The 26,326-nt window shown below is 43.3% G+C and carries 24 protein-coding genes; 7 read left to right on the forward strand and 17 right to left on the reverse strand.

Annotated features, from left to right (window positions below):
• Window positions 1-23 precede the first annotated feature (23 nt).
• Together J8Z24_RS20690 and J8Z24_RS20695 are read right to left on the reverse strand one after the other, a co-directional pair.
• Complete coding sequence (locus J8Z24_RS20690; protein WP_147391303.1) at window positions 24-596, reverse strand: NAD(P)H-dependent oxidoreductase; 573 nt, start codon at window positions 594-596, stop codon at window positions 24-26.
• A gap of 64 nt (window positions 597-660) precedes the next feature.
• Entirely contained in the window at window positions 661-1,035 is a 375-nt protein-coding gene (locus J8Z24_RS20695; protein ID WP_252095769.1) for a MerR family transcriptional regulator, read from the reverse strand.
• A 277-nt stretch (window positions 1,036-1,312) separates the two neighbouring features.
• On the opposite strand from J8Z24_RS20695, the gene J8Z24_RS20705 reads away from it, so the two are divergent.
• The 3 genes from J8Z24_RS20705 to J8Z24_RS20715 all read left to right on the forward strand — a co-directional run bounded on the left by J8Z24_RS20705 (window position 1,313) and on the right by J8Z24_RS20715 (window position 3,074).
• A complete protein-coding gene (locus J8Z24_RS20705) occupies window positions 1,313-1,954 on the forward strand; it encodes a glutathione S-transferase family protein (protein ID WP_286037155.1) in 642 nt (213 codons plus the stop codon).
• A 30-nt stretch (window positions 1,955-1,984) separates the two neighbouring features.
• Complete coding sequence (locus J8Z24_RS20710; RefSeq protein ID WP_125251248.1) at window positions 1,985-2,353, forward strand: nuclear transport factor 2 family protein; 369 nt, start codon at window positions 1,985-1,987, stop codon at window positions 2,351-2,353.
• Window positions 2,354-2,699: 346 nt separating this feature from the next.
• Complete coding sequence (locus tag J8Z24_RS20715) at window positions 2,700-3,074, forward strand: PH domain-containing protein (protein WP_125251249.1); 375 nt, start codon at window positions 2,700-2,702, stop codon at window positions 3,072-3,074.
• A 55-nt stretch (window positions 3,075-3,129) separates the two neighbouring features.
• Here the strand turns inward: J8Z24_RS20715 and J8Z24_RS20720 are convergent, their stop codons facing one another.
• The 4 genes from J8Z24_RS20720 to J8Z24_RS20730 all read right to left on the reverse strand — a co-directional run bounded on the left by J8Z24_RS20720 (window position 3,130) and on the right by J8Z24_RS20730 (window position 4,581).
• A complete protein-coding gene (locus J8Z24_RS20720) occupies window positions 3,130-3,357 on the reverse strand; it encodes a hypothetical protein (RefSeq protein WP_252095771.1) in 228 nt (75 codons plus the stop codon).
• Between the two features lie 133 nt (window positions 3,358-3,490).
• A complete protein-coding gene (locus J8Z24_RS20725) occupies window positions 3,491-3,856 on the reverse strand; it encodes a nuclear transport factor 2 family protein (protein WP_211091672.1) in 366 nt (121 codons plus the stop codon).
• Between the two features lie 30 nt (window positions 3,857-3,886).
• On the reverse strand, window positions 3,887-4,009 hold the full coding sequence (locus tag J8Z24_RS21880; RefSeq protein ID WP_263972643.1) for a hypothetical protein: 123 nt from the start codon (window positions 4,007-4,009) through the stop codon (window positions 3,887-3,889).
• An 11-nt stretch (window positions 4,010-4,020) separates the two neighbouring features.
• Window positions 4,021-4,581 carry a UCP032817 domain-containing protein gene (locus tag J8Z24_RS20730; protein WP_125251251.1) on the reverse strand — a complete coding sequence of 187 codons (561 nt, stop codon included), beginning with the start codon at window positions 4,579-4,581 and terminating at the stop codon, window positions 4,021-4,023.
• Window positions 4,582-5,001: 420 nt separating this feature from the next.
• Here J8Z24_RS20730 and J8Z24_RS20735 point away from each other — a divergent pair, with 420 nt between their 5' ends.
• Window positions 5,002-6,534, forward strand: a complete 1,533-nt coding sequence (locus tag J8Z24_RS20735; RefSeq protein ID WP_176032620.1) for an ATP-binding cassette domain-containing protein — start codon at window positions 5,002-5,004, stop codon at window positions 6,532-6,534.
• Between the two features lie 129 nt (window positions 6,535-6,663).
• Here J8Z24_RS20735 and J8Z24_RS20740 read toward each other — a convergent pair whose 3' ends face one another.
• From J8Z24_RS20740 to J8Z24_RS20750, 3 genes are read right to left on the reverse strand one after another with little or no spacing between them, the layout of a single operon-like run.
• A complete protein-coding gene (locus J8Z24_RS20740) occupies window positions 6,664-7,491 on the reverse strand; it encodes a DUF4198 domain-containing protein (protein WP_252095772.1) in 828 nt (275 codons plus the stop codon).
• Between the two features lie 2 nt (window positions 7,492-7,493).
• Window positions 7,494-8,585 (reverse strand): PepSY-associated TM helix domain-containing protein, encoded by a 1,092-nt coding sequence (locus tag J8Z24_RS20745; RefSeq protein ID WP_176032619.1) that lies wholly within the window; start codon window positions 8,583-8,585, stop codon window positions 7,494-7,496.
• Window positions 8,585-10,579 (reverse strand): ligand-gated channel protein, encoded by a 1,995-nt coding sequence (locus tag J8Z24_RS20750; protein ID WP_252096024.1) that lies wholly within the window; start codon window positions 10,577-10,579, stop codon window positions 8,585-8,587. Before J8Z24_RS20750 ends, J8Z24_RS20745 begins: the two co-directional genes overlap by 1 nt.
• 122 nt (window positions 10,580-10,701) lie before the next feature.
• On the opposite strand from J8Z24_RS20750, the gene J8Z24_RS20755 reads away from it, so the two are divergent.
• A complete protein-coding gene (locus tag J8Z24_RS20755) occupies window positions 10,702-11,637 on the forward strand; it encodes a LysR family transcriptional regulator (RefSeq protein WP_176032617.1) in 936 nt (311 codons plus the stop codon).
• Window positions 11,638-11,660: 23 nt separating this feature from the next.
• Here the strand turns inward: J8Z24_RS20755 and J8Z24_RS20760 are convergent, their stop codons facing one another.
• The 6 genes from J8Z24_RS20760 to betI form a co-directional block, all read right to left on the reverse strand.
• Window positions 11,661-11,969 carry a cupin domain-containing protein gene (locus J8Z24_RS20760; protein ID WP_252095773.1) on the reverse strand — a complete coding sequence of 103 codons (309 nt, stop codon included), beginning with the start codon at window positions 11,967-11,969 and terminating at the stop codon, window positions 11,661-11,663.
• A 605-nt stretch (window positions 11,970-12,574) separates the two neighbouring features.
• Complete coding sequence (locus J8Z24_RS20765) at window positions 12,575-13,276, reverse strand: TorF family putative porin (RefSeq protein WP_176032615.1); 702 nt, start codon at window positions 13,274-13,276, stop codon at window positions 12,575-12,577.
• 12 nt (window positions 13,277-13,288) lie between these two features.
• On the reverse strand, window positions 13,289-14,506 hold the full coding sequence (locus tag J8Z24_RS20770) for a BCCT family transporter (RefSeq protein WP_252095774.1): 1,218 nt from the start codon (window positions 14,504-14,506) through the stop codon (window positions 13,289-13,291).
• Window positions 14,507-14,658: 152 nt separating this feature from the next.
• On the reverse strand, window positions 14,659-16,323 hold the full coding sequence (gene betA, locus J8Z24_RS20775; RefSeq protein ID WP_176032614.1) for a choline dehydrogenase: 1,665 nt from the start codon (window positions 16,321-16,323) through the stop codon (window positions 14,659-14,661).
• A gap of 12 nt (window positions 16,324-16,335) precedes the next feature.
• Complete coding sequence (gene betB, locus J8Z24_RS20780) at window positions 16,336-17,799, reverse strand: betaine-aldehyde dehydrogenase (protein ID WP_176032613.1); 1,464 nt, start codon at window positions 17,797-17,799, stop codon at window positions 16,336-16,338.
• Between the two features lies 1 nt (window position 17,800).
• Window positions 17,801-18,391 carry a transcriptional regulator BetI gene (gene betI / locus J8Z24_RS20785; protein WP_147389166.1) on the reverse strand — a complete coding sequence of 197 codons (591 nt, stop codon included), beginning with the start codon at window positions 18,389-18,391 and terminating at the stop codon, window positions 17,801-17,803.
• A 404-nt stretch (window positions 18,392-18,795) separates the two neighbouring features.
• Between betI and J8Z24_RS20790 the strand changes: the two genes are divergently transcribed.
• Window positions 18,796-20,919: a TonB-dependent siderophore receptor gene (locus J8Z24_RS20790; protein WP_252095775.1), complete on the forward strand. Its 2,124-nt coding sequence runs from the start codon at window positions 18,796-18,798 to the stop codon at window positions 20,917-20,919.
• A 142-nt stretch (window positions 20,920-21,061) separates the two neighbouring features.
• On the opposite strand, the gene J8Z24_RS20795 is transcribed toward J8Z24_RS20790, so the two are convergent.
• Together J8Z24_RS20795 and J8Z24_RS20800 are read right to left on the reverse strand one after the other, a co-directional pair.
• On the reverse strand, window positions 21,062-24,166 hold the full coding sequence (locus J8Z24_RS20795) for an efflux RND transporter permease subunit (protein WP_252095776.1): 3,105 nt from the start codon (window positions 24,164-24,166) through the stop codon (window positions 21,062-21,064).
• Window positions 24,166-25,335: an efflux RND transporter periplasmic adaptor subunit gene (locus J8Z24_RS20800; protein ID WP_176032610.1), complete on the reverse strand. Its 1,170-nt coding sequence runs from the start codon at window positions 25,333-25,335 to the stop codon at window positions 24,166-24,168. The genes J8Z24_RS20795 and J8Z24_RS20800 overlap by 1 nt, the downstream gene beginning before the upstream one ends.
• A 165-nt stretch (window positions 25,336-25,500) precedes the next feature.
• Between J8Z24_RS20800 and J8Z24_RS20805 the strand changes: the two genes are divergently transcribed.
• Complete coding sequence (locus tag J8Z24_RS20805) at window positions 25,501-26,322, forward strand: nicotianamine synthase family protein (protein ID WP_147389162.1); 822 nt, start codon at window positions 25,501-25,503, stop codon at window positions 26,320-26,322.
• Window positions 26,323-26,326 lie beyond the last annotated feature (4 nt).

Here is a 26,326-nt window from a genome sequence, read left to right on the forward strand (position 1 = left end):
CAATAGAAGTTATGTTTTCTTGTTCACTCCCCCCGTACGGCTAAGCTTGTCACTTCACTTAGCCAGTTATCAATGACCTCTGAAGTTGCCAAATGGGCAGGGCCAAATAACGTGTATTGCGTTGGTGCTATGCCACAAAACCCGAGCGTTCCATGTGTAAGCTGAGTAATTAGTCCTTCAGCAGCCTGTTCCAAATGCGTTTGCGGCGCGTCAGAGGTTAGAATAACTCTTGCTGTTTTATTCGGTAAAAGCTTTTCAACTTCAGTACCTGTTTCACTGTATTTAAAAGCAAACCCGGGGAGTAATGTCCTATCGATTAGCCCTTTAAGCTTAGCTGGTAACGCCAGCCACCAAAGTGGGCTTACTATTACAATATGCTCTGCCCACAGTAGGTTTTGTTGGAATTGCTGTAGGCATGGCTCTACAACTTGGTTCGCTTCATAGCCATACATCAAATTGACTTCGAAGTGCATCTCATGGAGGTCCATTCTACGCACTTGATGTTGAGTGCTTGCTGCTCTAGCGTAACTTGTGGTGAGCGCATGACACAGGCTTTTGTTCTTGGGATTACCATTCAGTAACAGTATCTTTTTCATTTTCGTTTCCTTATCCAGTGACTAAGAAACGATTGTACTGTCTCCCCTTAACGGGAGAGTCAAGTTACTCTACCTGTGGCTGCCATGGTGTTAACTGTGGACATTCATCGAGCGATACGATGCAGTGTTCAATACGCTGTATCTTTTGCTGAAGCTCTGTAATTTGCTTTATGAAAGCAGCTTTAAGTTCGACTAGAAATGTGTTGATTTCGACCCAGTTAACTTGCCGCCCTGCAATTTTAATCACCTGCTGTAATTGCTTAATCGACACCCCAAGCAACTTTGCTTCTTTTATTAACAACAGCAGGTCGACATCCACTTGCGAATAAACACGATACTTACCAACTCGCTCAGGCGTAGGAATAATCCCTTTCTCTTCGTAAAAGCGAATAGCTTTGACTGACAGCCCAGTTAGCTCAGATAGCTTGCCAATATACATTTTTAATTCTCCCTGCTAAAAGCAAAATAATGGTTTACAGCCTCTGTAAAAGTTGTAACTATCGGGATGAAAACCAGCCACACGCAAATTAAAAGTAGCATCAAGGAATAGCAAAAGATGTATCAGTTATTTTATACCAATTTTCTTAATTAAGTGGTCTATTTTGAGGCAAGAAAATCTTTTCGATAACGAGGCAAAAATTTTGCTATTTAGTTGTTCTAAATGAGAAATTTTTAACGCTGTTAGCGTCAGATTTACTCCTTCAAATTGAGCAAGTATTAAGTCAAATTGGTATTACTATCCGCGTAATGCCAGTTGGGCACCACACCTTGTACTTGAGCACCTACAACTAGAGAAAAAACGACTCTTAGTCGATAGAAAAACACAACAACACAAGTCTACGACCTATTTAGAACTCAACCCAACAGGACGGATCCCAACATTAGTCGACGGCGATGATGTCATCTTTGAAAGTGCAGCAATTTGTTTGCATTTATGCGAAAAGCACCCTGAAGGCCAGCTCATCCCAGCGCCAGCAACCTCACAGCGAGCCACATTTTATCAGTGGCTTTTTTATTTAACCACCACAGTTCAGCCAGAGCTCATGCTGTATTTTTATCCTGAAAAGTATCAGCTGTCACCAAAGAACAATAAGACTATGTCTCAAGTCGCTGAGCAACGAGTCGGCGACATGTTTGCACTCATCGACAAGCAGTTAGCAACACATACCTACTTAGTTGGTGAGCAGCTCACGCTTTGTGATTATTATTTATTTATGTTGGCTCATTGGGCAAGTGGATTCAATACCGCGCCAAAGGACTATGTTAATTTGGGACGATTTATGCGGCTGATGGCACAGCACAAAGTGGTAAAAAGAGTGTGCGAAATTGAACAAACCGATCTAAGTTATTATAACTGAGTTATTATCCTGATATACCAAGGAGGAACGATGGAAACCTTAGTTAAAAACTATATCTCAGCCTACAATCAATTTGATATAGAGGGAATGTTAACCCTGCTCACCGATGATGTTGTGTTTGAAAACCTCGCCAATGGTGAAATTACAACACGTACAACCAGTAAAATGGAGTTTGCTGACTTAGCAAATCAGTCCGCAAAGGTATTTTCTGAACGCACTCAATCTTTAACCGCCGCCACGCAAGACAACGATCTGTTTATTGTTGATGTGACCTACAAAGCAAAATTAGCCCAAGACTTAGCCAATGGCATGAAAGCAGGGCAAAGCATTTCCTTGCAAGGCCGCTCAGAGTTTGCTTTTCGCGATGGCAAAATTTGTTTGATAAGAGATATAAGCTAACTTATTACTCCAAACCTCAGGTTATTTAACCTGAGGTTTGGATAAGGAATGAGCTAATTCATTGTTTTAAACTCACCTTAAATAACTTTCTTATCTAGCCAGAGAGTTTTAGGGATAACTAGGCGAATTTACGCACTAATAGCAGGCTATTGGAAGTGAATTCAACACAGTTAGCACTAAAACTGGCTGCTAGAAAGGCATTAATTATCCAAACTCAGGTTATTTATTTGGCAAAATCAGCGTGCTTTTCTATGCTGGTTTTGTCACTTTCATCATTAATTCACTTAGCAATGATGACTGTTGTGTGTTCAGCCTAAGAGCAATTTAAATCAAACGGAGAAGAATAATGGGACTATTAAGTGGTTTACTTGGTAATGCGAGCGAAGTAGACAGTAACGAAGTTGATAAGTTATTAGAAGATACACTTATCACCGGAGAAGAAGTTGCACAAGCTTACAAGGTGATCCGCGACTTATTTATTTTTACCAATAAACGCCTAATTTTAATCGACAAACAAGGTATGACTGGTAGCAAAGTAGAAATGCTCAGCATCCCGTATAGCAAAATTACGAAGTACAGCAAGGAATCTGCGGGTCACTTCGACCTTGATGCGGAATTGAAAATTTGGATCGGCTCAGATCCAACACCAATTAGTAAAGAATTTAAAGCAGGCGACAATATCAACCAAGTGTATAAAATCATTTCACAGTATTGTTTATAGCCGCGCTGTAGTAAAAAGGCACATGAGTGTTGTGCCTTTCTTTTCGGTAAACAAATTAAGTTAGTTTTCGCTCTGCACGCAGGTAAAAAACCGCAGAAAAGAGCAAGGAAACAAACACTTGATTCCAAAAGTTGGAGACAAAGGGAGCAGCAACAAACTGAGATGCGATATGCCAAATACTGAGGTTTAGCAGAAAACCAAGTACAAACCCATAGCCTTTGTATTGTGCAAGCAATTGCCCCAGCTCTTGCCTAAAGCGCTTATATTTAGCTACTTTGCTCATTTTTATACTCCAGTTATTGATTAAACAGAACTCAGTTTAAATAAGAAATTTTTAACGCTGTTAGCATCAACTTTACTCCTTCAAACGCAGCAAGTATTAAGGCTAATTGGTATTAGATGAACACATTATGTGACTATATCAATGTTGCACTATGACTTATCAGACGCCACTTATCATCACTGCACCGACACCAAGTAGAGTGCCTCTGGGCATGGTATGATCTCTCACCTAGAGCACTCTCAAGTGCTGAGATGTATGTAATGATCACCTGTGTACGACTCTGAGACACCAATTTATAATCCTCACTGACTATTTTATGCTTGCTAAGGTCTTCATGCTTTAACCCCGTTAGAATATCAGCTTTGGTCATCCCTTTGCTAAATAGGCCATCTTCATAAAATTCATCGTGAATATAATCCGAGATCCGTTCAATATCACTGCGCATTTGCGGTGTATGTAGCCCTTGTTCTAGGGCTACAATTTTTTCGAGTATGTCCATAAAAATAAGCTTGCTTTAAACTCAAAGCGTTTACTTTCTAGGCCATACACCAGCTAAACAAACGTCTGCAAACTTCTCAGCTTTTACTAATTCTATCACTACTTGAGCATGAGCCGCTTTGTTACTTTTTGCTCGATTTTTTAAATATGACATGTATATCTCCTTTACTCGTTGATCATAAAATGGTGCGCCCCAAGTTTTGGTAGCACAGATTGAAAAAACTGAATATCAAACAAGACCGCATGTTCTTTTGGTAACAGTGAGTCAACTTGAAATAAATAAGGGACTTGCGTTGTTGTGAGGGGATCTAGGTCTGAAGCCTGACAAGCAAGACAGTATGTTCTAATAATTGCCTGATAATGCTCGTTATATTCGATATTTTCTAATGGAGTTTGATGACCAAGTACTTCGCGCTTGCGCACTGGGTAGTGGTGAATAAACTGCCCAACCCCCTCGCAAAAGGACGCGTATTGATGTGTATGTAAAATAAAAGCATGAAACAGTTCGTCAACCAGCTTGCTTGCAGCGGCCACTTTATGAGGCGAAATGATGGTAAATATCAAGTAGTCTTTTAACCCTTCAACAACTACTTGTATTTCCTTTTCAGATAACCTTTGCCCAAAATGAGTTTCCACATGCCAATCAAACCACGCGAGCACAGCCTCATCAAATTCATAATTTTCGATAAAGCTCACAGCACTTTCCTTTCCTGCAATTGCTTTCATCAGATCCCTTCTCCATATTAGCAATCAATTTAAAATATACAGTTCCTACTGATTAGTCAAAAGGGAAATACAAACTATTAACATCAGGTAGTGTCTGCAAGCGCCTTACTATGTAATATCACAACCTTTTGACTAGGCATACTATCAAGCTCTTGACATTTATCTAAGTGTCTGCAAAATATCGTTTGAGTACTATTTATATTCGTCCACTTTCCCCTTATTAGGAGCTGCCATTACAATGAACAACTAAGCCCTTTGTAACTGACGAACTTATTATTAATTTTCAGTGCAAGGCTTATGGTTATCGTTGAGGCTTCTCAGACTAATCTATAGACTCTCATTTTCTATTTTACTGTTTATGGCTTTTACGAGTCTTTGTGCCTTTAGCCTTTTGCACTGCTGCAACTAGGAGCAGTAATTATGCCTTGGATACAGTTAAAGCAGGCAAGTTTTATCCTTGCAAATGGCCAATGTTTATTTTGCGATGTCGACTTAACAATAGAGCGACAATTTATTGCGATAACAGGCCCTAATGGGGCGGGCAAATCACACTTACTCAAAGCCCTATCCGGTGAACAGCCTCTAACCTCGGGCGAGCGCCTGACTCAGGGGGAGTCCTTTTATCTTCCACAAGATTCGAATACCCGTTTTAGTTACGTTTCAGAGCTACTTGGGCTTGAAGAAAAATTAGCAGCACTGCATCGCGCCCATCAGGGGTTAGCCTCTGAGCACGATTTTGACTTAATCGCAGATGATTGGCAGCTAGAATCAACTTGGCAAGCAGCACTTGCGCCGCTAGAACTCACTTTGGAAACCCCCTTTACGCAGCTAAGTCCAGGGGCAAAAATGCGAGCCTATATCGAAGTATTACAATCCCAGCCAGCAATTCTATTACTGGATGAGCCGAGCAATCATATGGACAGCAACAATAAGCACTGGTTAGCTGAACAGCTAAAGCACCACAAACATGGTGTGGTTGTCGTCACACACGATCCCATTTTATTGGATGAAGCCGACCATATACTTCACCTAAAACAGGGGGAACTAACTCATCACTCACATGGATTTAACGCTTTTAAAGAGGCGTTACTTCAAACCCAGACCCGACAAAAACAACAGCATTTAGCAAATCGCGCAGAGCAAAAAGCACTTAAACATGCTTTGATTGCAGTGGGTTTACAATATCAAAGGCAAGCCAATAAAGGGAAAGCACAAGTGCGCGCTGGTAGCCAAAGTAAACTGGTTGCTGACTTTAAGTCAGACAGAGGAAGTAAGCGTCATGCCGGACAAACCCATAAAATTCAGCAAGCTCAAGATAGAGTGAAAGAAAGTGCAGTGTATTATCGAGAAGACAAACAGCAGTTTCACTTTAATACCACTACTAGAGCGAAAGAAAAAATCCGCTTATGTGAAGCCAAACTGTGCTTTGGACCAGAAAAGACACTAAACCTTTTTGCGGATACAACACAAAAACTCAGAGTAACAGGAGATAACGGCATCGGAAAATCCACTTTGCTTAAAACCCTTGCCGGTAAGCTAGAGTTAAAGCGTGGAGAAATTCAGCGCCCCACAACATGTATTTACTTAGATCAGCATTGTGCTTGGCTTGAGCAAGGCAATAGTATTTTAGACATTGCCGTGCGCTTACTTGATACACCACATCATAATATCATCACCAGTTTTGCAAGCGTTGGTCTTAAATTAGATAAAATATCTTCGCCTATCATGAAACTAAGTGGTGGTGAAAAAATGAAAGCCGCGATTGTGTTAGTAGTGCAACTGCAAGGTTTTTTACTACTTGATGAACCCGACAATCACCTCGACTTAGAAGCACAGCAGGAGCTGGCTACCATGCTCAATCAGCTTCCTTGTGGATTTATACTGGTCTCTCACAATGAGCATTTTTGCAGTCAACTTACCAACATAAGAGCACTACCGCTGTGTGAGCAATAGTCAACTAAGAAAGAAAAGGGGGAGGAAGGAACGCCTCCCCCTTTGGGCACTTAGTGGCGTCTCTGTTATGACCACTAAATAAAATGGGCTGAGACGACTGCACGTCTCAAACCACATGGGGACGGTTAGCTAAAGCGGTAATACCTCAAGGGTAGTGACATAGCTGCCGGTACGCTTTGTAGCAGGTAGTTGTGCTTTGTCGTCTTCATATTCCACTTCAAACCAATACATGCCTGGCTCAGATAGTGTTAGCGTCACTTCACCTTTGGTATTCGTTGTATATTTGCTTGGTTGACTGTTATCACGGTACTTTTCATCTTGGCGTACCACTATCACTTCAGCACCCTTTGCAGGTTCACCATCCATCGTATATTGCAAGGTAATGGGTTCACCGGTGTACAAGTCATTAGGGTGAGTTACCGGGTTTAGTTCTAGCCCTTTGCCCGTTGGCTCAAGCGCAGTGTTATTGGGTGCCCCCAAAGTTACAAATACTTCTAATCGTCTTGCAACGTCGGCCACACTTAAATCTTTTGCCGTTTTTGGTACTTCTTTATTAAAGGCCTCTACTGAGCCAGTTTTTCCGCGCCCTGGCCAGTAGTGCTTTTTACCGTTTTCATCAGTCCAGCGCGCCACCAGCGAGCGACTTTGATTAAACACTTTGTAAGTGCCTTGCTGATTGAGCTCAATGTCAAATACACTGCGATACTTAAGTTTTGCGGCGTTCTTAAGTTCGACCTTGCTACCAGAGGGAGACAGTGCAGATAGACGCTCTAGTGGATAAGCATAATGATCTGGGTTAAAGATCCCATTGGCGATGGCAGCATCAAACGTGATCCATTCGCTGTCACCAGACACCACGGTGGTACTTGGCTTGATCCATACTCGGTGCGCTTCACTTAACGGGCTATATGCGGCTAAGGCAACTAAGACACCAGAAACTAACGTTGAAATTTTCACGATTAAGGCTCCATTGTTAAAATTGTTGTAGCGAGTTCAGATTTACCTTCTGCAATCACAGTGACAGGTGCAGTGATAGGTAAGGTCACTGGCAGTTTCAATACTTCACGACCTCCAAGCTCACGAGCAGCCTCGACAAACAGCGTGTATTCACCCGCAGGTAAAGCTTTAAACTCGTTGCGCCAAGGGGCTAAATCAATCTTTGCCGTACCTGGACGCCTTGTCGCACCAGTCACGCCATCTACAGGCATGGATAGGCTACGGCCGCTTCTACGCCACCATAGGCGTAAGTCTTTTAGCCACTTTTCACCTTCTTTATCCGCCATGTTTACGTCATACCAAACGGCAATATCGGCAACTCGCTGTTGTTTGCTGTTCGCCAGCCATACTGCTATATAAGGTGGGTGATATTCCGCGACGTTTAAACGCGGGATAGTGATTTCAACTTCATCAGCTTTAGCGTGCACGGGTACCATCAGCACTAGAACAGGTAATACAAAGCCTGCTGCGACGAGCGGCCAAGTCGACTTTCTTCCTCGTGAATGCTTGTATAAAAGCCATAATCCTGTAAGCGAAAACACTATACAAGCTACTGAAAACACATCAATAAACATACGCCATGCAAATCCTGTATTACGTCCTTTGTGAAGATCGTTAAGGTATGATACCCAACCACGATCTGTGATCTCTTGATAAAACTCACCGCTATCAAGGGCGACGCTAAACCAGCCATCACCACCAGCTCTTGGCAGCGCAACATACAATTCGTACTCGCTCCACTGCACTTGCTGTAGTGCAGGTAACGCCGTACCTGTGTGTGACTGATACCAAGATTGAAAGCTGCGTGGCAGCGCTGTTTGCTCTGCTGCCGCGTTAAGCTGGGTCAACAGAGCACTTGGCAGCACCGCTTCTTTAGCATATGTGGTAGGTGCAGCTTCTATCTGGCTTGCGTGATTTAAGGTGATCCCAGTCACGGCAAATAGCAGCATTCCCACCAAACACACGGCAGAGCTCATCCAATGCCAAGTGCGCCAATCAAACAGCTTTTTAAGTCGTCGATTCGACGACTTAGCCACTGAGCGAACTCGTGTCATTAAAAGCTCCACGCCAATGAAGCCCAATAGCGACGACCGTCTTCAAAGTAGCCGTATTCTGCTTCAGTAATTTCTTCATCGAAGAGGTTGTAAATCCCAAACCCAAGCTTGATCGCTTCGTTCAGCTGATAATTTGCACCTAAATCGGTTAGGTTGTACGAAGGTGCGACTAAGCTACTTTGCGAAGGCCCTGTTACCGGCTGGCTTTCTTCACCACGATAATGAAAGCGTAACCACGTGTTTAGCTCATCCGAATACTGATAATTAAGCGACGTTTGGAACAGATGTTTAGGTAACTGATTTAATGGGCTACCAGCGTACACTCCGGTTTTTTGCTCCGAATCTGTGTAGGTATAGTTTGCGCTAAGCGTTAGTTTTTCCGTCAATTGACCCGAGAAGCTAATTTCACCCCCTTGGGTCACGGCTTCATCAACGTTGACATAAGTTGTCGGTAACGAGCCAAACTCGTTAGGGCCGTCCGTACATTGAGTTAGTGGACACGACACCCGTGAAATTTTATCGTCAAACTCGTTATAAAATACCGTTGCGGAGGTGCTAACCCCTTTAGCAAGCTCAACGTACACACCTAGCTCATAGTTAATCGAAGTTTCAGGGTTTAAATCTGGATTACCGTAAATATTGCCACCACGGCTCACTTGACCCCACGCCGCCGTACTTTGACGCAAGTTCGGCGCTCTAAAGCCGGTTGAGATCCCTCCTTTAACCGTCACCGCGTCTGATGCAGTATAAACACCGTATAAACGCGGGCTGAGATGGCCGCCAAAGTTACCGTCTTTGTCGTAGCGTAGTCCCATAGTCAGGGCAAATGGTTCAACGATACGCCACTCATCCTCAGCAAATACCGACCACTGATCGTTGTCGACTTGCTGCAAATCACTAATGCGATTACTGGTTTTGTCGGTCAAATCTTCATTAAGATAAGCAACACCGATTGAGCTGGTATGAGACTCACCAAGCGGTAACGTCCAAAGAGACTGGAAATCTAGATTTTTAACCGTCATCTCACGGGATTTATTGTCAAACTCTTCATGTTTTAAATAACTACGAGAACTACCAAATGACCAGTAACCGTTATGTGTTAAAGAGATTGACTCACTATCGTATTCGGTTGTAGTGGACTCAGGACAACCACGGCGGCCACACGACTCACCTGGTGCAAGTGGTGCAACCGTTTTACCGAGTGTTGCATCAAGCGTTTGTGAGGCAATGCCATAATCCAATAACCATTCGTGTTCATCTGATGGGGTGTAGGCCAGCTTTACCTTCAGCGTGTCGGCATCGCGACCTCTAAAGCCAGACACGATTTCGTCTTCGTCTCTGTGCGTAGTTTGGCCGTAGATTTGTACCCCTAAGGTATCTTTGATTAGCGAGCCTGCAGCAAAAAAATTAGCCTGATATATATCACCTGAGCGGCTGCTCTCCTGGCTGGTTGCATCAACTCTGACTTCTCCATGCCACTGTCCAGGCGTTTTTTTAGTGATAATGTTAATTACACCACCAATTGCATCAGAGCCGTACAGCGAAGACATAGGCCCGCGCACAACTTCGATACGATCGATGGCAGCAACAGGAGGCGTCCATGCACCTTCAACACCAGGGCCGTCACTATTTGGCCGAGTCTCACGCGAACTTTGTCTTTGCCCGTCGACTAAAATAAGCGTGTACTGACTGCCCATGCCGCGAAGGCTAATATCTTCCCTGTCTCCGCCTCCAGTTACTACAACTCCGGGAACATCTGTCATGGCATCAGTAAGATCTCGATAAAAGCGCTGCTGAAGCGCTTCTTGATTGATAACGCTAACTGACGCCGGCGCATTTTTTAGCAGTTGCTCAAATCCAGAAGCGGATACGACGATCACTTCCACCTCTTCTTTTATTTCTGATTTTGCATCACTTTGTGCAAGTGAGGAAAAAGGCAGGGCAGCAGCAACAGCTAAAGAGAGTGGCGCCAAACTACGACAGGCCATCAACATCGAGAAACCTCCATGATAGAATACAAGATAAATAACAATTATTTTCATTTGTAATGGTATGATGATTGCGTATTTTGGAGCAATGCGGTTTTTCTTAAAGGTATTTTAAGCAGGTCTTAACAATGAATCAGAAATTGACTCGCGGACTCAAAGTGTTCGCAAAAACGGTAGAAGCTGGCAGTATGAGTAAAGCCGCTGACTTATTGCATATGACCACCTCGGCTGTCAGCCAGCAGATCAGCAAATTAGAGCAAGACATAGGTCTGAGCTTATTTAATCGAAATACTCGTAACCTCACGCTCACCGAAGCGGGCTCTATCTATTACAAATCCGCGATACAAATACTGCAAACTGCGAAGCAAGCGGAGCATGAACTCGAGTTATTACAACATACGCCATCTGGCATATTGAAGATTTCTGCCCCTATCGGGTTTGGAGGAGGGCTACTCAGTAAGCCACTGCGTTACTTAAGTGAGCAATTTCCACAAATAAAAGTCGATTTGATCCTCACCGACGAACCCATCGATATCATCACTGAAGGCGTCGACTTAGCTATCTGTATAGGCCCTTTACAGGACTCAAACCTTATCGCCCGTCATCTTGCTGACTGGCAGCTAATTCCATGCGTAAGTTGCCATCATCCTTTATCAAAACTCAATATTGAACATCCCGATAGCTTAGCGCCACATGCGCTCATCGGCCATACTAGTAGCAAACAGAATCCTTACCATTTAAGCCATCTACAAACCCACCAGCAAGTAGCGCTACCTGCTGCACGATTTATGGTAAACAATATGCAGGCTTGCATTCAGCTTACCTTAGATGGCATCGGTTATGGCGTATTACCAGAGCCAGAAATTAGGCATCACCTCTCATCAGGCAGGCTAAAAAGACTGTGTCCTGACTGGTCGCTAAGGGAATATAGTGTGTATGCAGTGACACCGCACCGCGATACGGTCGCAGCAAAAACGACCGCAGCAATTGAGAGTCTAAAAGAGTGGTTTACTGAAGTATCCAACGATAGCCAAGTGTTCGTTGGCGACTTTAATTTCATTTAGACTGAGTTGAGGTAAATGCCATTTTAATAAAAAATAGCGAGCCAAATAGTGGACTCTGAAGTGTCGGTGTAGCTCACTTTATGCTTTTGATGTGCGGGAATATTAAGGCTATCACCAGCCTTTAAGGTTACCTTGCTATCGTCTTCAAAAGTTAATTCACCACAGCCCTGTAATACCAATACCCATTCATTTTCGTCTTGGTCGTAATATCCAGAGCTTGGGGAGGTATGACCGTTTGATACTATTCGTTCAATTCGGATGTTTGGATGAGAGAGTACCATTTCAAAAACTTCTTCAGTTAAATCAGCTGGAATATCTTTAAGAAAGTTCATATTGTACTTAACCTGAAGTTTGGATAACTTAGTGGCACTTGCGTTTTGCTACCGCCCTGATACTTACCCACTATAAATACAGCGTATTTGCGCCAGCACCAAGACCTAGTAAGACATTAATTCTCCTAAGCTTAGGTTACCTAGTCAACGATCGAGAAATAATTTGCCGCAACAGCACGTCCGTTTATCTGGTCGCGGCAAATTGGGAGAATGGTACAACTTGATTAATAAAAATGTTCAATATATTGTTCTCAGTATGTCGAAACAAGCAATCAGGGGCGCACATCTCACCACCTAACTAAGTGACTCCACTCGGATTTATTACCCAGTTGTACAGTCACCAATAAAGTTACACAATTTAACAATGTTTGTAAAACAATATTTAACATTAAATAAACAATATCATTTTCTGCACTTCACTTTTCCACTACACCAAAAAATCCAGCCAACTTTCCCGTCACTCTTTTAGTCATACCAGTTACTTATACCAATTATCTTAATTAAGTGGTCTATTTTGAGGCGAGAAAACCGTGTCGATAGCCAAAAAAATACCAGCCTAAATTAGGCTGGTATTTCGGTCATCATCAAGTGACGCTTACAAAGCCTTATAAATCGAAGGTCCTTGATAAGGACAAAACGATACGCTCGTCAGCGGTATCCCAGTCTAGACTGGTATTCTCTGCTGCTACTTCAATATTAAAACCTTGCAATGCCGTTTGATAAGCTAATCGATAATGGTTGTATGACTTACCAGTGCCATCCCAACTATACTTATCTCCATCAAGGGAGTTGGACACATCAAAGCTAGCTCTTAACGCATGGCCTGGTGCAATTTCAAAAGTATGCGCCACCATCGCAATAGTATGACCCGCCTCAGTACCAAAGTAATCCCAGCTATACCAAAAGTTAAATTCTGTTTGGCCAAACTCACTGCTGTAACCAAATTTTGTGTAAATCTCAGGATAGTTGCCGTCACTCGAATCATCACCACCATGATATGAGTAATAGGCAATGCCATAATCAACACTCCAGCTTTGGTTCAACTCGACGAAGCGACCAACATAAAAATCCCACTCTACATCAGTGTCACCACCAAAATCGACATTAGACGCCCAGCTTCCAGCATATACACCGTTGGCAAACGCTTTATCAATGCTGCCTTGTAGCGCAGGGTCGCTCTGAGTTTGACTCACACCGTTAAAAGTATAATCAGACACACCTGTTAGTGTTGCTGACCAATCAGCCAGTGCACAATTGGATGCAAATACAAGTGGTATTGCACAAAGCGTTTTCTTTAAAGTTGTCATATCGTTGTATCCCTAATTTACAGATTCAATTTTTCTAAAGTCGATAAGGTTGTCTTTTGGTGAGCTATCAATCTTGCTCACGGTTTTGAATTTGCTATAAGCAATGTACGCAAAACACGAGAAGAACAAGCCAATGACCAGCGCACCAACCCATTGGATCTGCAAAAAGTTTAGTTTAAATAACAAGGTAAGCAGCGATAGTGCAACTATGTTAAGTAAAATATAGTTCCTTTTACCAAGGCGACTAACTGTTAAATTCAAATTATCAGTATATAAACGGATCAGTGAGTCAAGTGAGTTGATCACAAACACGATACCCACAAACACCATTGCAAAGTTCTTAATGCCAGCAGTTGGGATCCCAGCCTCATGATAGTGATAAAGCACACTAAACCATGCTGCGATAGGAATAGAAGGGAATATAAGCATCGCCGCCAACACTTGATACGTCTTCAAGCCGCCAACAAAACGCGATGTAAATTGCCCTATCATGATACTCCAAGCAAACCACCAAAATAGATAAAATTCATGATAATCATTAAGTGGTAATATGAACTGATCAATATTGGCAAAGTATCCACCGATGAGCGCCAGATTATTGGTATAACTCGACATTGCACTGTCACCAAAAACAAACGCTGATGCCCACATAAAGACGATCAGGCCAATAAATACCCAGGTCGTCGTGATGCTTAAAAAGCGCACGTATTTAAGGCTGGTACTTGAGTAAACGGCAAAGGCGATCGCTGCAAACACGATTAAATAGAAACTCGGAATAATTGACTCGCCATCACCTAAACTAGGTAAATACCAAGGTAGATTAGACAACAATAAGAAAGCGGTAAACGCGCAAGTTCCAATAATAACGATGTTATTAATGAATTTAACCCAAGGAATTTCAAAGAACTTCACTTTGGGCTCTATTACGCAGAAATAAAAACACGTAAGAAAGTAGAACCCCCAGATTAAAAACCCCCAAAAGCCAAACTCTATGGCCAGAGGATTTGTAAATGCGTACTCTGGGCTTGCTTTTATGTCTGCGTAACCCGCAAACTCCGTAAGCGGAAACATGATCAGGCCAACATCGAGGCCAGAAGTAAATAAAATAGCAATAAAAGTGAACGTTTTAACTGGTGTAACACCAACGCACTGAACATTTCCCCATTTTAATAAGATAAAGGCGACTGCTAATAGGGTGAAAATGATGCCTGCACTAAGCCATACTGTCATTGTCACCCTCCCAAAATAGATAGAAGTAACTCATTTTTTTCTCCGTTGTTTTTATGTACGTTATTCCCGCATTAATACAGTGCAAACTACTTGCACTGTATGCCACTGCAGGCCTCATATGGGGCACGAACTTTCCCATACGAGTGGCGAAACTACATCTCCGAACTACGTTGAACTTGTTGCCAGTTCTGTGTCATGACAACCTCTGCTTCCTCAAGGGCTAATGGCGGATTACCAAGGATCATATCCGCAGCCTTTTCCGCGACCATAATGGTTGGCGCATTGAGGTTACCGTTGGGAATTGTTGGGAAAATAGAAGAGTCGACAACGCGTAAACCCTGTACACCGTGAACGCGAGTTTGCGAGTCTACAACGGCCATTTCATCTTCTCCCATTTTGCATGAACAAGAAGGGTGGTAGGCACTTTCTACCGCTTGACGCACAAAGGCATCAATCTCTTCATCGGTTTGGATATGCTCACCAGGTTGGATCTCGCTTTGTCTAAAATCATCAAATGCACTTTGCTCAATGATTTCACGAGTCAACCTAACACAAGCTCTAAAGCCTTCGATATCCTCTTGCTCAGCTAAATAGTTAAACTGTATTTTCGGTGCAACCCTTGGATCCGCCGATTTAATCGTGACTTCACCACGGCTCTTTGGTTTATTGTGGCCAACATGAACTTGAAAACCATGACCATCAAATGCACTTTTTCCATCATAGCGAATAGCAGCAGGTAAAAAGTGGTACTGAAGATCCGGCCACTCAACGCCCGCTTTCGAACGAATAAAGGCACAAGATTCAAAGTGGTTAGTTGCACCTAGACCTGACTTATCAAGCAACCACCTGGCACCAATTAAGCCTTTAGAAATCAGTCCCAACTTACCATTTAAGGTGATCGGCTGCTTACACTTATATTGAAAATAGAATTCTAGATGATCTTGTAGGTTTTTACCCACACCTGGTAAGTGATGTTTCACTTCAACGCCTGCGGCAGTCAACGCGTCTTTATCACCAATGCCAGATAGTTGTAGTAAATGTGGTGAGCCAATTGAACCTGCGCTCAAGATCACTTCCTTCGCCGCATTCGCGGTTTTCAGGCTGCCCTTCACGCTATATTCGACACCCGTTGCAACTTTGTCCTCTAGCAACACTTTTTGTACCAGTGCTCCCGTTACAATCGTCAGATTGCTACGATGCTTGATAGGGTCCAAATAAGCTCTGCTTGATGAGCAGCGTTTACCGTCTTTGACGGTCATGTGCATTGGGCCAAAACCTTCTTGCTGCTTACCATTGTAGTCTTTGGTAAAGGCATAACCTGCTTGCTCTCCTGCACTGATAAACGCGCGATAGAGCGGATTTGCCATTTCATTACCATTATTGGTGCCAAGCGGACCTTGTTCACCACGGTACTGATCGCCACCTAAATACCAAGACTCAGCGCGCTTGAAATAAGGTAAGCAAGCCTGATAATCCCAGCCTTGTGCACCGTGGTCTTGCCACTCATCAAAATCTTTTGCGTGACCACGCACATACACCATGCCATTGATTGACGATGAGCCGCCAAGCACCTTGCCGCGAGGGCAATGCATAACGCGGTTGTCTAAATGCGGTTCAGGCTCTGTATGGAACTGCCAAGCATATTTATCGGTATTCATTGGAATAGATAGCGCGGTTGGCATCTGAATAAAAATGCTCTTATCACTACCACCCGTTTCGAGTAACAATACTTTGTGCGCGGGGTTTTCTGACAATCGGTTTGCAAGCACACAACCGGCAGAACCCGCACCTACGATAATATAATCAAAATCAGTCATAGTACTCCTCGATTAAAATGGGCTTTCAATATCACTCATACCTACATACACAGATTTTGTCTGGGTATATTGGTCTAGTGTCTCTACGCCATTTTCACGACCGATCCCAGACTGCTTATAGCCACCAACTGGCATTTCAGCGGGCGAGTTACCATAGCTATTGATCCAACAAATACCAGCCTCTAGCTGGTGGATCACACGGTGTGCACGTTTAATATCTTTACTAAATACACCCGCAGCCAGACCTAAGTGGGTGTTGTTCGCACGCTGAATGACTTCTTCCTCGTCATCGAATACCAATACAGACATCACTGGACCAAAGATTTCTTCTTTCACAATAGTCATCTCATCATGACAGTCGATAAATATCGTCGGCGCAACAAAGTAGCCGTTTGGTGCAGATGCAGGACTGATGGCTTCACCGCCTGTCAGTACAGTTGCCCCTTCGGCTTTACCTTTTGCGATATAGTCCATCACCAAGGTTTGATGTTGTTTTGAGATTAACGCACCAAGGTTAACGTTTGGATCGAGTGGATCACCGGCAATGATATTTTGCTCAGTGCGCTGTTTTAGCTCTGCCAAGAAGGCATCATATACACTGCGATGTACAAATACGCGCGTACAGTTAGTACACACTTCACCTTGAGTGTAGAAGTTGCCCAACATTGCAGCACTGATAGCTTGAGAAATATCTGCATCTTCAAAGACGATAAGCGGTGATTTGCCACCTAGCTCCATGGTAACTTCTTTTAAGTTGCTCGATGCGCTTTGCATGACTTTTTTACCCGTGCCAACTTCACCGGTAAAAGAGACTTTTTCAATATCAGGGTGTGTTGTGAGCCATTGACCCACTTCAGCGGCACCTTGCACTACATTGAATACGCCCGCAGGGACACCTGCTTCGATAAATATTTCAGCCAACTTTACCGCGCCAAGCGGCGTTTCTTCAGACGGTTTAAAAATCAGTGCATTACCAGCTGCCAGCGCAGGGCCTGACTTCCAGCATGCAATTTGCAGCGGGTAGTTCCACGCTCCGATGCCGGCACAGATACCTAATGGCTCTTTACGAGTATAGAAAAAATCACCGCCGACAGGTTGCTGGCTTCCAGTCTGAGCGGGTGCCAACCCTGCAAAATATTCAATCACGTCAGCGCCAGTTTGAATGTCTACACATTCAGCCTCTTGCCAAGGTTTACCTGTATCCAACACTTCAATTTTGGCAAGTTCATCATTACGCTCACGTAATAACGACACAGCCTTATGTAAGATGCGGCTGCGCTCAATTGGCGTCATTGCCGACCAAAGGGCAAAACCTGCTTTGGCACTTTCAATTGCAGCTTGCTGAATATGGCTATCAGCAACTTCTACTTCGTAGATCACTTCATCCGTTGCTGGATTTTTTACTGCAAACTTTTCGCCTGAGTGGTTCGCCAAAAATTGGCCATGAATAAAATTTTGATATACAGGGACTGTCACATTATCCTCCAAACTGCTTAATAAGTGATTGAATGTAGCGTTTTGCGAGCGTTTCGCTGTGATGAAACGCGTGATGGTCGGCTTTACTTAATACGGCTCTAAGCCATAGCCCGTCAATCATGCCTGCGGCAAGTTCTGCCGCTTCTTTTGCCTCAGCTCTTGGCATAAAAGCAGCCAATGACACTGCTAAGTTACTTTGCAATCGGCGACTGTTGACGTGCTGTAGTCGGTGTAATTCATTATCGTGCATAGATTGGGCCCAAAAGCTTAACCAAGTACGCGTCGTGTTGGACTGCTGCTGCACCATGGCAAAGTTAGCTTCCACGATGTACATCAATCGCTGTTCAGCACTACAACCGCCATAGGTTTTATCTAACAAACTATATTTTAGACTGTTTAATAAGTAGCGTACGGTTGCTTCAATTAAGCCTTGTTTACCACCAAAATAGTGGCTGATTATCCCCGAAGAGAGCCCCGCTCTTTTGCTGATACTATTAATTGTGGTTGCTTGTAATCCTAACTCGGCAACTGACTCTAGCGTGGCGTCAATTAGCTGCTGACGACGAACAGGTTCCATTCCGACTTTTGGCATAGCTTTTATTAATTGACCGTTCAATTAAAATAAAGCTTAGGGTGATCAAGATGAGACTTCAAGGTTGACTTTTTGTAAAAAGCCAATTTTTTGACGTTTGTACCTAGGTTAATCCCATGATAGCTAAGGGGTTTTGAAGGATTACAAAAAATCTCAAAAAAAATTTAAAAATCTGATATTTTGCAGGTATTTGCGATAACTTATCGCTTTAACAACTAATTCTCTTCGTGAAGAGCGATGCGCTTTACTGTATAAAACTCCCACATTTATTACTATTTTTAGCAACAATGACACAATACTTATATCACGAATACGCGACATTGATTACTGCTTAACACTTGACCTCATTCATGGTACAGTCACCACAAGCAAACGTTATATTATATCATAATGAAGGATTGATAATGACTCCCTTTCACTCTACCTGCCGTTTAAGTGTGATTGCCGTGTCTTTACTGGCAGCATTCTCAGTATCTGCCGATAATGGCATCGAAACCATTGAAGTTACAGGTGAACGCCAAGCCTATCGTGGTGATTTTACCCATCTAATGTCTCCCGAGGCTATATTCGAGTTTGACGCTGAGTTGATGGCACAAACGGGTATCACAGATTTAACACAGGTACTGGACATGTCAGCCTCTGTAAGTCGCCAAAATAGCCTTGGTGGCCTTTGGGACAGCTTTGCTATCCGAGGCTTTTTTGGTGATGAAAACGTCCCAAGTGGTTATTTAGTCAATGGCTTTAATGCTGGACGAGGATTCTCAGGGCCAAGAGATGTTTCTGGTATCGAGCGAGTTGAGGTATTAAAAGGACCAAAAGCGGCTTTATTTGGTCGTGGTGAGCCAGGAGGTTCAATTAACCTTGTTACCAAAAAGCCAACTTTCCAATCATCTAGTGAAATAGAGCTCACCGCAGGCAGCAGGGCTCACCGTAGAATAGAAGGTGACATAAATACTGTATTTTCTGATTCAGTCGCAGGTCGCTTCATTGGTTTCTACGAAGAAGAGGACAGCTTTCGTGATACCATCGAAACCCAAAAACACGGGATGATGGCATCGTTTGTGTTTGATCAAAGCTCAGACTCAAGCTGGCAGTACGATTTTGAGTATGCAGAGCAAGAGATCCCGTTTGACCGCGGGATCATAGCACCCAATGGCAACTTTGATTTTATGCCAATCGAGCGCTTTCTTGGTGAGCCAGGAGATGGCCCCACCACAACAATGGTGCACGGTCATCAACTGCAATGGCTATATGATTTAAATAATGACTGGCAACTGAGCTCTGCACTGGCTTTTAGACAAACAGAATTAGATAGTCTATCGAGCGATGCCGATATTTCACCGTCAAGACAAAAACTGTATCGTGATTTTCAAACGCTGACACGCCAACATCGCCAACGTGCTTACGATACCGATCAATATGTTGCACGCTTCGAACTCGCTGGAGATTTAGTGACAGGGTCAATTAAGCATCATATCATTGTTGGTGTAGATTATGACCGTTTTGAATTCGACCGTGATTATCGCGTTGCTCGAGCTCCCGCTTTAAGTACTAACCCAACCGATGCACAGTTGTATGCGATTAACATCCATCAACCAGTGTATGGTCAATATCCTTCACCAACCCCAAGCCCAGTCATTATTCGCCAGCAAAATCAATGGGCGACAGGTATCTATATTCAAGATCAAATCGCTCTGACTGAGGCACTGCAAATTCGCATTGGTGGTCGCTTCGACTGGCTAAAACAGACCACCGATGACAAGATAAGCATGAAAAGTGCAGATCAATCTGAACAGCACTTTAGCCCACAAATGGGTGTGGTATATCAGCTCAATGATAACTGGTCGCTCTACTCAACATACGGTGAAGGATACCGCTTAAATTTTGGCACTGATCATCAAGGAAACGGCTTTGATCCAAACCAAAGCGAATCAATAGAGGTTGGTAGTAAGTGGTCATTATTAGACAACAATGTCGACATTACACTGACATATTTTGATAGTGAACAAAGCAACATCATTGTGGCGGACGTACAAAACCCTGGATATAGCGCGGCGATTGGTGAAGCCACAAGTGAGGGGGTTGAGTTGGATATCATCGGTCAATTGCCTGCTGATGCCCAAATTCAATTTTCGTATACCTATCTAGATGCGCAGGTCAGTAAAGATTCTATAGATACAGGATTAGGTGTAGCCATCAGAAAGGGTGATGATCTACTTAATATTCCAGAAAATGCGGCGAGCATACAATTACGACAGCAATACACCGTATATGGTAATACTTTGTCCGCAGGTATTGGTGCGCAATATGTCGATGAGCGATTAGGCCAACGTGGTAGCGATTTTTACCTTCCTTCTTATGTTACAGTCAATTTATTTGCAGAGTATGCAATCAGTGACAGATGGTCTGTGAAAGCGCAGGTACATAACGCCTTTGACCGCGAGCATTTTACCAATTCATATTCACAGATGTGGGTACAGCCTGGTGAGCCTCGTAAGGTGCTGCTATCGACGTCTTATCAGTTCTAATCAGCGTCATTTTGTGTGTCCACGCTCTCCTTTGACTGGACACGCTCTTTTTACTTCAACAAGGCACATGCCTGACCTTTAAGTCTCAAGCCCAAATACATTTTGGGCTTTTTTTATGAGCTAAAAGCAGAGCTTGGAGTCCTTAAGCTACGCTATTGACAGACTTTTTAAACCCATAGAGAAATACCTGCTTAATATCTTCTAACATCATGTACAGGCACGGCACCATTATTAAAGTAACAACCGTCGCAAATAATACTGAAAAGCTCAAAGAAATCGCTGTTGGGATCACAAATTGAGCTTGTAAGCTTGATTCAAACATAATGGGGACGAGTCCCAGAAAGGTTGTCAATGAAGTAAGTAAAATGGCACGAAAGCGACCAATCCCAGCCTGGAGCACCGCTGATTTAGTACTTTGACCTACGGATCTCTGCGTGTTCACAACATCGGTCATGACTAAAGAGTCATTGATCACCACCCCAGCTGCAGCAACGATGCCAAAGACTGACATCATACTCAAGCTATAGCCAAGGAAGTAATGCCCCCACAATGCGCCCACAGCAGCAAAGGGGATCACAGACATCACGATTATTGGCTGAAGGTAACTTTTAAGAGGAAGTGCCAATAAACAGTAAACCACCAACAATCCAATCAGCCCAAACGTCAGTACCTCACTTTGCTCTTGGCGCTGATCTTCAAGTGCTATTCCAGGCTGAGTGGTAAGCCCACTGTGTGCTTGACTGAGTGCTGGTAAAAGTTGTGATTCAATCTGTTCGACCACCTTACCAATTGTATTATGCTGCTCATCAACGTCTGCGCTGATTGTGGCGACTTGATAACCTTGCTCCCGAGTGATGTCTGATAAGCCAGGCACCGCTACTGTTTTGGCAATATCGCCAAAAAAGACCTGTTCGCCGTTATCTAAAGTAATCAGTGTATAGGCAAGGGCGCTCAATTGATGACGCTGGGCTTTTGTTCCGCGTACTTTAAATACAACTTCTTGGCCTTCACGCATTACTCGCTGCACCTCAATACCATAAAAATGAGCAGCAACTTGTCGTGTCACCTCTTTTGCACTGAGCTGTAACTGATATGCGAGTGGCTTTAGCTGGATTTGATATTCAAGCTGCGCACTATCTAATGATGAGTAAACCCCATAAACACCGGCAGTCCGATTAAGCCTATCAACAAAATCACGACTGGCAGCATACAATGTGTTTGCGTCAGGGGCATATAAACGGTATTCAATATCACTTTTCTCAGCAATATCTATTACGTCAGACTCTATTGTCAGCTTTTTCACCCCTGGTATATCTGGTAATTGCGCTCGCCAGCGCTTTGCCAGCTCAAACGTATCAAAGGGACGTAACGCTTCGGCTACTAGAGGTACTACTACCTCAGCCTCTTTTAGGTGGTCAATACGGGTATACATTGCGTCCATCATAGGTTTGCCCGTCTCGGCTTGAATATCCTGCTCAACTTGCACGATGAGAGCTTCAATTTGTTCAACCGCAGCAAGCGTTTGCGCCTCAGATACAGCGTGATCCATCTGAATATTAATTGAAGGGTAATCGTGTGGTACTTTTGGTACCGCAGTAAAGCGCAGTAAACCACTGGCTAATAAGCAAATAGAAAATACTAACAGGCAAACAAAACCTACTATCACAGCATAACGATAGTGAATACAGCGTCTCAGAAGGGGCGCATAATAGTGGTGCAATAGGGAATAAAAACGGTCATTAAAGCGTTGACGCCAATGCGTCTTTGGTTTTGGCGCGAGTTGAACTGAGGCTAGATGAGCGGGCAAGATCAGCTTAGATTCGATCAAGCTAAATAATAAGCACAAAATACAAACCCCTGCGATAGCAATAAACTGTCCGGAGTTCGGCCCACTACTGAACATAAACGGCATAAAAATAGCGACTGTCGTGAGCACGCCGAAAGTAGCTGGCATTGCCACTTTTTTTGCACCTTGTACCACTTGTGCTGGAGAATGGCCGTTTAATTCAGTCTGCTCACAGATACTCTCTCCAATCACAATAGCATCATCCACCACTATGCCCAGCACCATGATAAACGCAAATAATGAAACTAAATTCATAGTGATACCAAATATCGGCATTAACCAAAATGCGCCAAGCATCGCAACAGGTAGACCTAACATCACCCACACAGCCAGTTTGGTGCGTAAAAACACGGCCAAAACAATAAATACCAAAAGGGCACCTTGCGCAAGATTATTCAGCATCATGGATAGTCGACCATCAAGGTACACTGTGACATCAACAAACTCGTACACTTGAAGATGTTCAGGCAAAGCTTTTCGTTTGAAGTCAATGTAAGCTTTTACTTGCGCAACAACATCGGTGAGCGATTGCGCCTTTTCGCCAAGCACCATGATGTAAACTGCTTGTTGGCCATTAAAACGCCCCGCATCTAACGTTTCTTGAAAACCATCTTTGATAATTGCAATATCGCCAAGTCGAACAATTTCCCCCAACGGTCCTGTAATAATGGGTATGTTTTTCAGATCATTACCCTGATAACCACGCTGTGCTAGTCGCAGGTAAATATTACCTCTAGCCGTTTTTATTTGACCCGCTGATAAGTTATCTGCATTCATTTGAATTGCCTGTACGACCTCAGATAGGCTCAGCGCGTATTTTTGTAGTTTGAGTGGAGTCAGCTCAATGGCTACCTCATAATCAGGGAGTGCTGATACCTCTACATGTGATATTCCCTCTAGTTGCAGCAGCTCCTGTTTAAACTCGTTTCCAAGCTTTTTCAGCTCAAGTGGGTCATCAGCTCCAGATAACACAACACTTAATGCCCGTTGACGCTGAGCACTTTCAACAATCTGCAACGGTTCCATAGCGGTAGGAAATGTCGCGATAGCATCTAATTTCATCTTGATTTCGTCTAGGCGATACGCCAAATCTTGGTCATTTTCTAATTCAATTTCTATCTTTGCTCTGGAAGCTGAAGCAAAACTAGTGAGACGCTTAATACCAACCTGTGACTGTAGTGCTTGCTCTATTTTGACCAGTATGTTTTCTTCAATTTCGTTAGCAGGTGCACCCAATAACGTGGCTGTAACGACGATTTTATTATTTTCAGATACCGGAAAGGTTTGTCGTTGGATCCCTTGATAGCTCAATAGCCCCATACAAACAATAAACAGCATTAACAAATTAGCCGCGACAGGGTGGTGTACAAAATAGCTAATGAGTTTACCTTGCGAACCCATTATTCATCTCCTTTAACAGCCAATTGCGTATGCGCCGAATTAGTGCGAACTTGCATGCCGGCTTGAGGATAGTCAGGTAAGTGAGTAACCAGCTGGTGGTCGGTATACGATGGTGCGCTTATCAATACACTATTGTGCTCCCTGCGTAGCACATTAACAGGAAACTGTACTAGCTGTTGCGTTGGACTCACTAACCAGAGCATTTCGTTTTTTATCCACTCCTGCGGAATTTTCAATACATTTTTCAGTATATTACCAGGCACTTGTGCCTGTAAGAACTGACCAAAGTGTATCGCGGGTAACGTGCTGTGTAAGGCATAAGGATCTTCTACTTTTATTACAAAGTAAGCCATTCTCGTGCGCTCACTTAATAGCCCTGTATGGCGTGTTAGTGTGCCTACACGCTGTATATCATCAGCTGTAATTGTCACTTCAGATACAGGCAAAGGTGGCAAAAATGGCAAATCAAATTGAGCGATAGGTACGTGCAGCTCTCCATAGCTCAGATTAACCACAATACCGAGCTGCTGACCGATGTTAATCACCTGCCCAAGTCCAGTATCACGACGTGTGATTAACGCATCATAGGGTGCGTAATACTTTGTTCTAGCTAGATTCTTTTGTGCCTGAGCAAGTCCAGCTTCAGCCGCTTTAAGATGTGCTCTAGCACTGGATACTTGAGGCTCTCTCAGCGCAAGCTCGGTAACATGAGGGTTATTTTCCCACTCTTTTTTTGCAACCTTTGCCAGTGCTAACTGTTCAGATAAGTGTGATTGTGCCAATGCCAATTCAGCCTGCTTGTTTAAAAGTTGGGTCTGATAATCAAACGGGTCTAGTCGCGCCAGCACCTCCCCTTTTTTAACTATTCCCCCAACAACAAACGCCTCATGCAGCCATACAACCTTTCCTGAAACTTCAAATGCAACATCTGTTTGCTCTGCGGGCTTTAATATTCCCGATAGTGACAAGCTTACTTGGTGATCAGTAACAGCTATGGGTACACTTGATACCAAAGGAAAAACCGCTTGCGATGTGTGTGTATTGGCAGGTACTTTTGTCACCCCAAACAATGCAAAGCAAGCTGTGACCCCCACCAACAATACGAGTATTAGGGCAGATACTCTCCCCCTAAACTGATGATAAAGAGACTTATTTTTATTTTCTTTCATCAAAAATTCTCAACATGATGCCTTGTGAAAATAGTAAATTATTTGTTTTTAAATTAACTAAGCCTCTCACTTAGCTAAAAATTTTTAAATAATTTTGTTTACACATAAATAACCAGTGAGTTATGTTATAACATAAAATAGGAACAGTATAGTAGTGACTTACTTATGACTTTAATGAATCACGTTGAAGACCATGCTTCACAAATTGTGGCAATGTATGAGCATATTCACAGTATGGAATCGTTGACGATAAATGCGCAAACAATGGCTACGTTTGACCAATTTTTGGGGTTGTTATCGAACGAACATGGCAGTGAATTTGCCACACAAGTGTTAGCACAAGCCAAAATAGAAGCAGTGAAGCCCCAAATCCAACATCTGTTTAGTATGGCATCCAGTTTATATGAACAGCACTGGGCACAACGCCTTGTGGCTAGTACCGCAGCTCAACAACTCCTGATTGAAGAGTATCCTTATTTTAATCACTATCAGCGTGCGACAGGGCTTGAGATAAACGCCGTCAAATCTTTAGCAGAGCAGCCCATAGAGCATGTACTAATGGTGGGCTCAGGCGCGTTGCCACTTACTTCGCTGGCACTACATCAGGCGGGCTTACAGGTTGATAACCTAGATATTCAACAAGATGACTTATTGTTAGGCAAACAGGTTTGTGATGCTCTTGCCAGTGGCAACGAAATGAATTTCATTCACAATGATATTTGTCAACAACAGAATTTGGCGAAATACGATGTGATCTGGCTCGCCGCTTTGGTCGGTGATGAGCAAATTAAAAACAGCATCATCACTCATTTATTTGAGCAAATGCGCCCCGGCGCACAACTCGTGGTAAGAACAGCATTCAATTTACGGACATTGTTATATCCAAGTGTTGATGAATCAGGGTTAGCACCGTTTCAACTGAAACTAAAAATTCAAACCTATGCTGACAATTTCCATTCTATTTTGATTGCACAAAAACCGATTTAGCTAT

Origin of the sequence: Pseudoalteromonas sp. SCSIO 43201, from assembly GCF_023716725.1 — a bacterium.
GTDB classification, from domain to species: Bacteria; Pseudomonadota; Gammaproteobacteria; order Enterobacterales; family Alteromonadaceae; genus Pseudoalteromonas; species Pseudoalteromonas peptidolytica.